6 protein-coding genes are annotated in these 12,457 nt (G+C 69.9%); 3 read left to right on the top strand and 3 right to left on the bottom strand.

Annotated features, from left to right (window positions below; all coding sequences use genetic code 11):
* Positions 1–11: 11 nt before the first annotated feature.
* Positions 12–2,126: an acyltransferase family protein gene (locus R3A49_01600; GenBank protein MEZ5169427.1), complete on the top strand. Its 2,115-nt coding sequence runs from the start codon at positions 12–14 to the stop codon at positions 2,124–2,126.
* On the opposite strand, the gene R3A49_01595 is transcribed toward R3A49_01600, so the two are convergent.
* On the bottom strand, positions 2,120–3,709 hold the full coding sequence (locus R3A49_01595) for a class I SAM-dependent methyltransferase (GenBank protein MEZ5169426.1): 1,590 nt from the start codon (positions 3,707–3,709) through the stop codon (positions 2,120–2,122). The genes R3A49_01600 and R3A49_01595 overlap by 7 nt on opposite strands.
* A 130-nt stretch (positions 3,710–3,839) precedes the next feature.
* On the opposite strand from R3A49_01595, the gene R3A49_01590 reads away from it, so the two are divergent.
* A complete protein-coding gene (locus R3A49_01590) occupies positions 3,840–5,027 on the top strand; it encodes a glycosyltransferase family 4 protein (protein ID MEZ5169425.1) in 1,188 nt (395 codons plus the stop codon).
* Positions 5,024–9,400, top strand: coding sequence for an alpha-(1->3)-arabinofuranosyltransferase family protein (locus tag R3A49_01585; GenBank protein MEZ5169424.1), 4,377 nt, complete (start codon positions 5,024–5,026; stop codon positions 9,398–9,400). The genes R3A49_01590 and R3A49_01585 overlap by 4 nt, the downstream gene beginning before the upstream one ends.
* Here the strand turns inward: R3A49_01585 and R3A49_01580 are convergent.
* Both R3A49_01580 and R3A49_01575 read right to left on the bottom strand, forming a co-directional pair.
* Positions 9,379–10,581, bottom strand: coding sequence for a glycosyltransferase family 4 protein (locus tag R3A49_01580; protein ID MEZ5169423.1), 1,203 nt, complete (start codon positions 10,579–10,581; stop codon positions 9,379–9,381). The two genes, R3A49_01585 and R3A49_01580, sit on opposite strands and share 22 nt — an antisense overlap.
* A 65-nt stretch (positions 10,582–10,646) precedes the next feature.
* A complete protein-coding gene (locus tag R3A49_01575) occupies positions 10,647–12,341 on the bottom strand; it encodes a radical SAM protein (GenBank protein ID MEZ5169422.1) in 1,695 nt (564 codons plus the stop codon).
* Between the last annotated feature and the right edge of the window lie 116 nt (positions 12,342–12,457).

Raw genomic sequence — 12,457 nt, 5'->3', positions numbered from 1 at the left:
TCCCTCCGACCGTGACGACGACCTCCACGACACCGCCCCCGTTCCCCGAAGCCGCGCCACCCGACGGGACACCCGCCGGGACACCCGTGGCCGACACGCCGACGCCACGGGCCACGATCCTCGGCGGTGCACGTCCCGACACCCACCGCCTCCGCTACATGCCGGGCCTCGACGGCGTACGCGGTGTGGCCGTGCTGGCCGTCCTCCTCTTCCACGCCGGCCACCTCGCGGGTGGCTTCCTCGGCGTGGATGCGTTCCTCGCCCTCTCGGGCTTCCTGATCACGTCCCTGCTCCTGAGCGAGTTCGCCACGAACCGGAGCGTCGGCCTCGGCGCCTTCTGGGCGCGACGGGTACGCCGGCTCATCCCCGGCCTCCTCTTCATGCTGGCGGGTGTGGCGCTCTACGCCCTTCTCGTCGCGGAGGCCGAGGAACTCGAACGCATCCGCCAGGACGCGCTGGCGACGTTGGGCTACGTCGCCAACTGGAACACGCTCTTCCAGGGAGACGACTACTGGGCGCTGTTCGCGGCCCCGTCACCGCTGGAGCACGCCTGGACCCTCGCGATCGAGGAGCAGTTCTACCTGATCTGGCCGATCGCCTTCGCGGGACTGGTCATGTGGTGGAAGCTCACATCGAGGGCGCTCTTCGGCTTCTGCGTGACCGGTGCCGTCGCGGCATCCGCGTGGATGTGGTTCCTCTACACACCCGGAGGCCCGACACAGCGCGTCTACGTCGGAACCGACACGAGAGCGACGGCACTCCTCGGAGGAGCCGCGCTGGCGTGCTGGATCGCGTGGCGGGGTGAGACCACCTCGAGGATCGGGCGCAGTGTGCTCGAGGTGCTGGCGATCATCAGCGTCGGCGGACTCGCATGGGCATGGATCGCCGCGAGCGGGCAGTCGGCCATGCTCTACCGAGGCGGGTTCCTCCTCCACGCGGTACCCGTCGTCATCGTCATCGCCGCCGCGGCGCACTCCCGAGCGGGGCCGGTCGGCCGGATGCTGTCGTGGCGGCCGCTCGTGTGGCTCGGCTTGATCTCCTACGGCCTCTACCTCTGGCACTGGCCGGTCTACGTGTTCCTCTCCCCGACGCGAACCGGCCTCGAGGGGTGGTCCCTGACCGCCGTGCGGATCGCCGTCAGCCTCGCGATCGCGGTGTTCTCCTACCACGCCATCGAGATGCCTGTTCGCCGGGGTGCCCTCCGGGGCTGGCGCATCCAGGCACTCCTGCCGGCGGCGGTCGTGGCGATCGCCGTTCTGCTCGTCGCCACGACCACGGGCGCAGTGAGCCGGCCGACCTTCGACGAGACCGTGGCTGCCGCGGCAGCCGATGCCGAGGACCTCACACCTCCGTCACCGCCGGTGGCCGAGACCGCCGACCGACCGCCACGGATCCTCGTCGTCGGCGACTCGCTGGGCTACTTCCTCGGCCAGGACATGGCGGCGAGGGGTGACGAACTCGGCGTCGTGGCCTTCGACTCGTCGCTCCCCGGGTGTGTCTTCACGCCGGGAAACCCCCGGTACCGCTCCCGCGACGTCGACCGCATGAAGATTCGTGACGGAACCGAGTGCAGCAGGCACTGGGAACGGGTGGTCGGCGAGTTCGAACCCGACCTCACCGTGGCGATCTTCGGCGGCGGAGCCCGCGCCGATGTGGAGGTCGACGGGACCTGGCTCGAGCCCTGCACGCCCGGGTACGCCGAGTGGTACCGCCGGAGCTTCCATGAGGCGGTCGACGTTCTCGCCGCGTCGGGCTCACGTGTGGTCCTGACCAACGCCCCGCTGTGGAGTACGGCCGGCCTCGACAGCAATCCGAACTTCCTGGCGTCGCGCAACTGGGTCAACGACCGGGTCCGGTGCATCAATGATCTGACCCGGGAGGTGGCCGACGACGACCCGACGCTCGGATACGTCGACCTCGACGACTTCTTCTGCGACAACGACGGTTGCGCCGAGAAGATCGACGGGGTGACGCTGCGCGAGGACGGCGTCCACTTCAAGGACGAAGCGGCGGGAATGCTCAACGACTGGCTCGTACCCCAGCTCGTCCGGCTGGTCCCACCTGATGCGTCGGCCGGCTCGGAAGCCACCTCGGCGCGCGCGGCAGTCGGGGATCCCCCTCAGTAGGGGTAGGCGTCGCCCTCCTCGTACCCGAGCAGTCGCGTGAGCCAGCCGATCCGCCTCCACAGGGCGAACTTGGCGAGCAGGTTCCTGGCCATCCACGGAAGTTGCGCGATCTGGCGCCCGGCATTGGCCACACGGGCCATGAGGGACAGGTCCTCTCGGCGGTACTCGGCCATGGAGCGGACCCGCCCGACGTAGCGGAAGTCGCCACCGGCGAACAGCGTCATGACGACCGCCAGCGTGACACCCGCCGAGCTGAACGTGTCGTGGACGAGCAGCGTTCCCCCCCGGCGCACGCGCTCGCCCCAGGCCCTGATGTCGGCGGCCGCCTCGGTAGGACGGTGGGAGCCGTCAACGTAGAGCAGGTCGATCGAACCGTCCACGGCGTCGAGCGCCCGGCGGGAGAACTCGCGCACGTGGCGGACGCGTTCGGCCACCCCCGCCTGCTCGAGGTTGGCGACGAAGACCTCGCGGTCCCCCTGGCCGGCCTCGGCGGGACCGCTCCACTGAGAGGGCCCCCGGTCGTTGCCGGCGTGCGGATCGATGGCGACGACCTCGACCTCATCGGTCGAGGCCTTGGCGAGAACGATCGTGCTCCGGCCCCGGAAGCTGCCGATCTCGACGATCCGTGAGCCCGGTTCGAGTGCCCGTGCGCGGTCCCAGAGTCGCCGTGCCTGGCCGTCGCTCATCCATCCCTCGACGTCGGCCACCGACGCCAGCACCTCCTCGAACTCGGGATCGCGTGGCAGGTCGTCCGAGTGGCGCTCGGCACCCGGTACGTCGGTCACGGTCTCGCCCTCTTTCGTCATTCGGATCACGCAGTTCCAGGTCAGCACCTCCCGGACGCCCGGGACGCGTGTGACCGCCCTGGCCCACGGCCAGTAGCGCGGCTCGACATCGTCGATGCGCAGGCCCGCTGTCTCCCCGAACGTCCGGAGCGTGGGGCCGATGTGCACCGCGAAGAGGCCCTCACCGTAGCGGTTCTTGCGCGGCGGACCGTGCCGGCGCTCGTACAACTCCGGGCCCCGTCGCGGTCCGAGGAACTGGTAGGGCGTCATGTCGTGACCACCCCAGGGTGAGTACCAGTTGGTCCACGACAGGTAGCACCAGCCACCCGGGCGAAGCACCCGCGCGATCTCGTGCGCGACGGCATGCGTGTCGGGCGTGTGCTCGAGCATGTTGGAGCAGAACACGCCGTCGAGCGAAGCAGCGGGCACCGGGAGCCTCGTGGCATCTCCCCGGATCAGGTCGTCGGGACCTCCACCGGCCCTGATCTCGTCGGCATCACCCTCGACGGGAACGACCGTGGCGCCGACAGCTCGCAACGCCCGGGTGTAGTAGCCCGGCCCACAGCCGAGGTCGGCAATCCGCTGGTCCCGGAGCGGACCGTGCCGATACTCCAGGTCGTCGACGGCCTCCCGGGCGAGGAAGCTGTAGAAGGGCTCGGGGTTGTCCTTCTCGTCCCGGAACAGCCGCCACAGGACCCTGAAGCGGGCGGCACCGCGCAGACGCGCCCGGGGACCGTCGCCGCGGGGCGCACGGTCCCGGTGCTCCGGGTCGGACGGTATGGGGAACGGAGAGGTCATCGTGCCCGGGTTGCTATCCGCCCACGGCTCCCGCCGTCAACGCGGAGCACGGGGAACAGGGCCCCGGGCGCCTACGATGAGGCGTTCTCCGGCCCTCTCGGCGCCGGTGGGCGCGGACAAGGAGGCCCCGGTGCCCACCCCCGAACCCCGCCGCGTTCCGGCGGAATCGACCCTTGCCATCGCGGACGCGGCGGCATCGGGTGGCATCCAGCGGATCCACATCTTCGCCTGGCGCGACGTGGAGGACGTGGAAGCGGGCGGATCCGAGCGCCACGCCGCCGAACTGGCGCGCCACTGGACCGCTGCGGGACTGGAGGTCACGCTGCGAACCTCCTTCGCACAGGGCCGACCACCCGAGGAGTGGCGCGACGGCTACCTCGTTCGGCGGCGGGCAGGGCGCTACCAGGTCTTCTGGCGTGCGGTGGCCGGTGAGATCGCGGGGCGCAACGGGCCGCGTGACGCCGTCGTGGAGATCTGGAACGGAGTGCCGTTCTTCGTTCCCCTCTGGACGGCGGGGCCGCGGCTCACGTGGGTCCACCACGTGTACGGCGGGATCTGGCACCGTACACTTCCCGATCGACTCGCACGCGTCGGCGAGTTCGTGGAACTCGGCGTCGCTCCTCGCGTGTACCGCAGCAGTCCGGTCGTCACCGACAGCGAGTCAGCGCGTGCCGACATCGTCGAGCGGCTCCGGATCCCGGCCTCGCACGTGAGCGTGGTCCCGCCCGGTGTCGACCCGAGGTTCACACCCGGTGGAGACACGAGTGACCACCCCATGGTGCTGGCGGTCGGGCGTCTCATCCCCGTCAAGAGGTTCGACGCCCTGATCCGGGCGCTTGCCCCCGTGGCCGCGCGAACGCCCGGTCTCGAGCTCGTGATCGTCGGTGACGGCTACGAGCGCGACCATCTCCGGGAGATCGTCGGGTCGCTCGATGCAGCATCCTGGGTTCGCCTCACCGGGCACGTCACCGACGAGGAGCTCGTGACGTGGTACCGGTCCGCCTGGGTGCTCGCCGGCGCGAGTGCCGCGGAAGGGTGGGGCATGACCGTCACCGAGGCCGCTGCCTGCGGCACGCCTGCCGTCGTGACCGACATCGCCGGCCACCGGGACGCCGTGCAGGACGGGGTCACCGGCCTCCTCGCCCCGACGGCCGATGATCTGGCGGACGGCGTCTCGCGTCTCCTCGACGACGGTGCTCTCCGTGAGCGCCTCGGCATCGCTGCACTCGAGCGTGCGCGAGAGCTCTCATGGTCGGAAACCGCACGCGCGAGCATGGAGATCCTCGCTGCCGACGCGCGACGACGCCGCAACCGATGACCGCCGCCACGCTCTCCACTGCGCCATCCCCCACGCCGGCGAGTCGTCTCGGCGCGCATATCGGGCTCGTGTCGCACGCCGTGCTCGCCGCCGTCACGTTCATCCCGCTGCTTCTCACAGCCCCCGGCCGGGTCGTGGCCGACTCCAAGCAGCTCCTCTACCTCGACCCGTCGATGTGGCTGTCGCGCGCCCCCTACCTCTGGGACCAGCACCTCGGCATGGGGACCGTCACCCACCAGAACATCGGCTACCTGTTCCCGATGGGCCCGTACTTCTGGCTCATGGACCGCCTCGACGTGCCCGTGTGGGTCGCACAGAGGCTCTGGCTCGCCGGCATCATGTTCGCCGCGGGTGCCGGGGTTCTCTACCTGGCCCGCACCCTGCGGTGGGACGGATGGACCCCGCTCGTTGCCGCACTCGCGTTCGCCTTCTCGCCGTACGTGGTGGAGTACGCCACGACCCTGTCGGTCTTCCTTCTGCCGTTCGCCGGCCTGCCGTGGCTCATCGGGCTCGCGGCCCGCAGCCTCCGCCACGGTGGTTGGCGGTACCCCGCGATGTTCGCCCTCGTCGTCCTCACCGTCGGGGGGGTGAACGCCACGGCCCTGGCGTTCGTGGGAGTCGGACCGATCCTCTGGATCGTCTACGAGACATGGGTGGTACGCGACGCAACGACCCGGCAGGGACTGGCCACCATCGGGCGGATCGGCGTCCTGACGCTGAGCGTCTCCATGTGGTGGATCGTCGCGCTGTCGATCCAGACGGAGTACGGCCTCCCCGTGCTCGACTTCAGCGAGACGATCGAAACCGTTTCCGTCTCGTCGTCCGCCCCCGAGGTCCTGCGCGGCCTCGGCATGTGGTTCTTCTACGGACGGGATCCCGTCGAGAACTACTTCGCCGGCGCCACGCGCCTCCTCACGAGTGTTCCCGCTCTCGCACTCAGCTTCCTCCTCCCCGGACTCGCCGTTCTGGCAGCGGTCCTCACGAGGTGGCGGTACCGCGCGTTCTTCGTTCTCCTGGTCGTCATCGGGGTCGTGATCGCGGTGGCGTCGCACCCATTCGACGACCCGTCACCGCTCGGGCGTGTCGTGCGTGACTCGAACTCCGAGGTGGTGCTGTCGCTGCGGAGCTCCACACGTGCCGTACCACTGATCGCGCTCGGCCTCTCGGTTCTCCTGGCGACCGGTCTCGCCGCGCTCGTCCGCCGCCACCGCCTCACGGGAAACGTGGCCCTGGCACTCGTCGGGCTGCTCGCCGTGCTCAATCTGTCGCCCCTGTGGGACGGCACGCTCGTCTCGGACACCCGCGACCGGCCCGAGGAGATCCCCGAATACTGGATCGAGGCAGCCGCAGCCGTCGACGGGCCTGTCGAGGGTGAGCGGATTCTCGAGATCCCGGGCAGCGACTTCGGATCGTACCGGTGGGGCGACACCATCGACTTCATCACCCCCGGGCTCGTCGAGCGCGGGGTGATCGCCCGGGAGGTGACGAGCTACGGGACACCGGGGTCGCTGGGCCTGCTGTCGGCCTTCGACCTCCGACTCCAGCAGGGCACCCTCGACGCGACTGCCGTGGCTCCCGTGGCACGCCTCATGTCGGCGGGCGACGTACTCCTGCGCTCGGACCTCCAGTTCGAGCGCTACCGCACACCCCGACCGCGGGCACTCTGGGACGTGTTGAACCCCCCACCCCCCGGCCTGGGTGATCCTCTCGCCTTCGGTGAGCCGACTCCCAACGTCCCGGTCGCGTATCTCCCTCTCCTCGACGAGACGGAACTCGCCATCCCCTGGGATGCGCCGGACCCGCCCCCCGTCGCCGTGTTCCCGGTGGAGAACCCGCGCCCGATGGTGCGGTCCGCCCCGGTCGACGGGGCGATGGTGCTGGCCGGCGACGGTGACGGGATCGTCGACGCCGCCACGGCCGGTCTCATCGGCGACGACCAGCTGATCCTCTACGCCGCCACTCTCGCCGACGACGCCGAGACGCTCGAGCGCGTTCTCGGTGGCGACCCACAGCTCGTCGTGACCGACACGAACCGGCGACGGGGCCAACGCTGGCTGACGCTGCGCGACCAGGCGGGATACACCGAGACCGCGGGCGAGGAGCCGCTCGCCGACGACCCCAGTGACGCGCGGCTGGCGCTCTTCCCCGACGCCGACGACAACCGCTCGGTGACCGTGATCCAGGGCCCGTCGGCACGGGCAACCGGGTACGGCAACCCGGTGACCTTCACGCCCGACGCGCGCCCTCAGCTGGCCCTCGACGGGGACCCGTCGACCGCGTGGACAGTGGCGGCCTTCAGTGACCCCGTCGGCGAGCGCCTCGAGGTGACGTATCCCGAGCCGGTGACCACAGGCACGGTCACACTCCGGCAGGCCCCCGGCAACCGGACGATCACACAGGCGGAGCTCCGCTTCGACGGCGACGACCCGCTCGTCGTCGACCTCGGGCCCGAGTCGCTCGACGGCCAGACTGTCGACGTCGGCGAGCGGACCTTCGACACGCTCGACGTCGAGATCCTCGCTGTCGACCCCGACCCCGAGAGCTACGCCGGGCTCTCCGGTGTCGGGTTCGCCGAGATCACCGTCCCCGGCGTCGAGCCGGCGACCGAGCGTGTCCGCGTACCGGTCGATGTCACCGATGCGCTCCGAGACGCCGGCACCGGTGAGCCGTCCCTCACGTACCTCTTCACACGACTGCGGGTCTCGCCGACCGACACGATCCGTGACGACGACGAAAGGCGCATCGCCCGCATCTTCGATGTTCCCGCGAACCGGGCCTTCTCGGTGGCAGGCGTTGTCCGGGTCCGTGCCGACGACCCCCGTGCCGCGGTCGAAGCCTCGCTCGGTCTCCCGGGCGCCGACGACGGCGGGGTCGACGTCACAGCCTCAGATGTGCTGCCGGGAAACGCGCGCTCGCGTCCGGCAGCAGCACTGGACGGTGACCGCGCGACCGCCTGGTCGCCCGGTTTCGGTGAGCAGACCGGCCGCTTCATCGAGTTCACGACCGCCGACCCGGTGACGCTGGACCGCCTCGACCTCGCCCTGGTCACCGACGGGCGGCACTCGGTACCGACCGAGCTCACGATCGATGCCGGCGGCGAGACACGCGTCGTGGCACTTCCCGACCTCGAGGATCTGCCCACACCCGGAACCACCACGCTGGTGCCGGTGGGCTTCGAGGGGCTCACCGGAGACACCGTCCGCATCACCGTCACCGGGGTCCGACCGGTCACGACGACCGACTACTTCTCGGGCCAGGCAGTCGCCCTCCCCGTGGGTATCGCGGAGATCGGCGCTCCCGGGGTGACGGTCGGCCCGCTGCCCGAGCAGATCCCCCCGGTGTGTCACGACGATCTGCTCGAGATCGACGGGGAGTCGGTACCGGTCCGGGTGTCGGGGTCGACGGCTGACGCACTCGCGGGCCATCCACTGCCGTTCGAGGGTTGCCCGGCCGGGCCCGGCGCCACGTCGGACACCCCCGTGTGGATGACCGAGGGTACGCACACGCTCACGGGCACGTCGGGGGCGACCTCGGGCCTCACGGTCGACCAGGTGGTCCTCGGCCCGCCGGGCCCCGCTCCCGAGGAGGAGCAGCCACCCGACGAAGCCCACGTCCCCACGGTGGAACTCGACGGCGCCGGGCCCGTCAGCTTCGACGCCACGGTCAGCGGGGCGACCGAGCCCTTCTGGCTCGTTCTGGGCCAGAGTCACAGCGACGGATGGATAGCGGAGGCCGACGGTCAGGATCTCGGGCCACCGACACTCGTCGACGGATACGCCAACGGGTGGTACGTCGACCCCGCGGAGGTCGGATCCGACTTCTCGGTGTCGATGACGTGGGCACCGCAGCGCTGGGTCTGGGCCGGTCTGGGCCTCACGGCACTCGGCGCTCTGCTGTGCCTCGTGATCATCGTGGTCGGCCGTCGACCATCGCGCGATGATCGCCGTGACGACGACTCCGAGATGACGGCCCCGGAACTCGCCTCACCGTTCCGCCTGCCATCTGTCGGCACCAGTGTCGTGTCCGCTGTCGTCTCGGGTGTCGTGGCAGCCGGTGTCAGTGGCGTGCTCTTCTCGCCGCTCATCGGCCTCCTCACAGGGCTGGCCACCGGCCTCGCACTCCTGACCGCGTGGGGCCGCAGCCTCCTCACCGTGGGTGCCGTGGCATCCTTCGCGGCCGCTGCCCTCTACGTCGTGGTGCAGCAGTACCGGTACGGGTATCCGGTGGACTTCGCGTGGGCCGAGCACTTCGGTGTTGCCCACGGCCTGGCACTCCTGGCCGTCTCCCTGCTGGGCGCCGACGCGGCGATCGCAGCGCTGCGCGGGCGACGTCGCCGTCGAGCCGGCGAGGGTCAGGAACCCTCCCAGCGCTGAGGGAGTCGGTCGGGGTGGCGGGCCGCCTCGTCGGCCACCACCCGGAGGGTTCCCAATGCGCTTTGCGGCCACGTGAGGCGTGGCGCCCGCGCCAGCGCACCCTCGGTCAGGCGTGTTCGGAGGTCGTCGTCGGTGAGCACGCGGACCATGGCACCCGCCAGCTCCTCCGTCCCCGTGGCGAGAAGGCCCGTCGTCCCGTCGACGACAGCATCGACGTGACCGGGGATCCTCGTGGCGACACCCGGTGTGCCGCACGCCGCTCCCTCGGTGAGGGTGAGGCCCCACCCCTCGCGGATCGACGTGGAGGCCACGAGCCATGCCGAGCGGTAGCGGTCGACGAGGTCGTCGTCGGAGACACGGCCGAGGAACTCGATCCAACCGGCTCCGCCGACGCGTCGTGCCTGTGCCTCGAGCTCGGAACGCAGCGGGCCCTCGCCGGCTATCCACACGCGGAGGTCCGGCACGTGCCTGTGGACCTCGGCAACCACGTCGATCAGCAGGTCGAAGCGCTTCGGGGGCATGAACCGCCCGGCCGCCATGATCGTCGGTGCGGGAGCTTTCGTGCCCCCCGGTGAGAACCGGGCGTCGACGCCGTTGGGGACGACCGTGATCCGGTCGTTGTCGAGTCCGAGGTCGTCGACCAGTGCCTGTCGGGTCGAGTCCGACACCGCGACGATCCTCGTCTTCCTGTAGAGGGCGGGCTGGACGTAGCGCTCGACTCCGTACGCGATGTGCGATGCGGCCGGTGGGAGAAGCGAGTGCCACATGTCGAGGTGGAGGTGGTGCAGCACGGCGATCCGGGGCGCCCGTGTCCAGAGCGGCCCGAAGAAGGGGAGACCGTGGAAGATCTCCACCACGGCGTCGGGTCGGCCGTCGAGATCGAGCAGGCCTGCGAGAGCCGTGCGGGCGAAGACCGTGAAGCGCCCCCCACGGCGGATCACCCGGTACCCGTCGCGCACGACCTCGTCGGGCCCGCCGGGGACTGCCGCCGTCCGCAGGGTCACGTCGAGCCCGGCCGCCGCCCAGTGCGCGGCGATCTGCGACGCGTGCTCCTCACTGCCACCCGCCGTGGGATCGTCGCGGTCGCGCCACGCCACCATGTGGATCCTGCGCAGGCAGGCGGCGTCGGCGATGCGGGCCAGGGCCTCGGGGCTCGCGTCGGGATCGGTACCGCCAGTCATGGAACGGCGCAGGCTACAGCCGGGGCCGGGCTCCGGACGCACGGTCCGCAGGACCGCCTCGTCGGCTACGCCGAGATCTCCCCGACCTCGAGCTCCTCCGGGGCGGTCGGCTCGGGCGCCACATCCTTGGCATCACGCACGAACTCGAGCGGGATCCGAACGGGCGCCTTCTTGATCTCGGGCTTCTCCGGTCGTGGCGTGCGGTTGCGCCACCACCACCGGAGAATCCCGGTCCGCCACACGATGTAGCCCGAGTAGCCCGGGATCGTGGAGAAGTCGAGGTGCCGGAGGTGATCGACGCCGCGCTTGACCATGAACAGTGCCCGCAGGATGCGCCCGAGCACCGGATACATCCGCTGGGGCTCACCGCTCGCTCTCACCGGCTTCAGAAGGAGGTTGAACAGCCGGCGCGGGGGGCGCCACAGGGTCAGCAGGTAGACGAGGAGGTTGGCCCAGCGGGGCGGGATGTTGACGTAGTTCGAGGAGATCTCCTCGACGTCGACGCCCTCCTCCTTCATCAGCTCCTCGAGCTGCGTGTTGGGGATGACCTTGAGGGAAAAGACGTTGAGGGTGAACGGACGACGGAAGTTGTAGATGAGCTCGAGTGTCTCGATGACGTCCTCGCGCGTCTCGATCGGGTTGTCGGTGATGATGTCGTAGGCCGGGGGGATGTGGTACGTCGGAGCGAAGGATCCTGTCACCTCGGCGGCCGCGAGCACCTTCTCGGGAGGGCTCGGCCGCTTGTAGAAGTCGAGGATCCGTTGGGACCCGCTCTGGACACCCATCCGGATCCGGTTCATGCCCGCCCAGGTGAGCACCTCGATCTTGTCGCGCCGCACATAATTCGGGATGACGCCGTAGACCGCGAAGGGAATGCCGACCTCGGCACGCCAGCGCTCGGAGAAGTCGACGATCTCGTCGTAGGAGATCGCCATGAAGCTGTCGTCGTGGAAGCACACGGTGCTGATGTACGGGAAGGTCTCGCGGACCCGCTTGATCTCTTCGACCGCGTACGCGGGGCTCGGGTGCCGCAACCGGCGGTACGCATTGTCGTTGGAGATGAACTTGGTGTTGCCGCAGTAGGTGCACTTGAACGGGCAACCGATCGACCAGACCGTGTTGTAGCTGAGGCCGTTGGCCGTGAGGCGGTCGTGAAGGCTCATGCGCCGGAACCCGCTCCCGGGCGAGTAGAGGAGTTCGTCCTTCGAGTGCCGCGGGAATGGCAGCGTCTCCATCTCCTCTGCCGTCTGGAGGGGGAGGAAGTCGTTGCGGATGACGTCGTCGCCGTTCGGGAACCAGAAGTTGCACACGTCGGTGTAGTCGCGCCCGTTCTTCCACTTGTCGAAGAACTCCTCGAAGGCGAACTCACCCTCCCCGGTGCAGATGGCGTCGACGGGCGCCTGGATGGCGTCTTCGGGATGGATGATCGGGTGGATGCCGCCCCACACGATGGTCGTGTCGGGGCTCACCTCGCGCACCCGCGACATGACCGCCGTGGTGAGGCCCTTGTAGCCCGTCATGCTCGAGAACCCGATCAGGTCGCTTCCCGCGAGCTCCTGGGCGATCTCGTCGACGTACTCGGGATTGAGCACCCCACTACCGCCCTGGGCGCCCTTGATGGCGGCGATCAGCGAGCGGTAGTTGTTCGTCGACACGAAGTAGGTACGCGTGTCGGGGTACATCTTCTCGACGTACGCGGCCATCTTGCGGAAGCCACAGGCCATGATGCCGTCTTCGAGACTGACGAGTGAGACTCGCATGGGCTTCCTCGCACCGGGAGATCTGCCGTGGTGCCGCGAGGCGTCGACGCGGCGACGCAGCCAGCGTACCCGGGCGGCGCCACACGATCAGGCTTCGCCGTGCCGTCTCCGGGAGG

The organism is Acidimicrobiia bacterium (genome assembly GCA_041394025.1).
In the GTDB taxonomy this organism is placed as follows: domain Bacteria; phylum Actinomycetota; class Acidimicrobiia; order IMCC26256; family JAOSJL01; genus JAOSJL01.
This window is presented reverse-complemented; position numbering and strand designations above follow the sequence as displayed.